This is a genomic window from Bradyrhizobium cosmicum (assembly GCF_032290525.1).
GTDB lineage: Bacteria > Pseudomonadota > Alphaproteobacteria > Rhizobiales > Xanthobacteraceae > Bradyrhizobium > Bradyrhizobium cosmicum_A.
The window spans coordinates 1-315 of record NZ_JASXTA010000119.1; the positions used below are offsets into that span (position 1 = coordinate 1).

General features: G+C 58.7%; 1 pseudogene. It reads right to left on the reverse strand.

Annotated features, from left to right (window positions below):
* Window positions 1–99 precede the first annotated feature (99 nt).
* Window positions 100–315, reverse strand: a pseudogene (locus QSV46_RS39310) (hypothetical protein); the annotation flags it as partial.

Below are 315 nucleotides of genomic sequence, written 5' to 3' on the forward strand. Positions count from 1 at the left end.
GTCTGTTTGTGGGCCCTAAGCGGACGCACTTGTGTCAGACCTTGAGTTGTCGAATCTTTTTCGACCTTTCGTGTTATAGGCCGCCGCTTGTTGAAAGCGCTACAGTGCGCTGGCTCGGACACCCTGCCGCGCCCAGTCGTGCATCAGCTTCTGCGTCGCGGCATCCATCGGGAAAAAACTTTCGATCCTAATCTCGGCTGCAGTGACATCCTGCGGCGTCCCGAGCGTGGCGATGGTTGTGAAGAGTGTGATCTCTTTGCCGTCCTTGTGGAAATGCATGGGCAGCACCGGGCCTGCATCGCCGCCCGCGCTCTC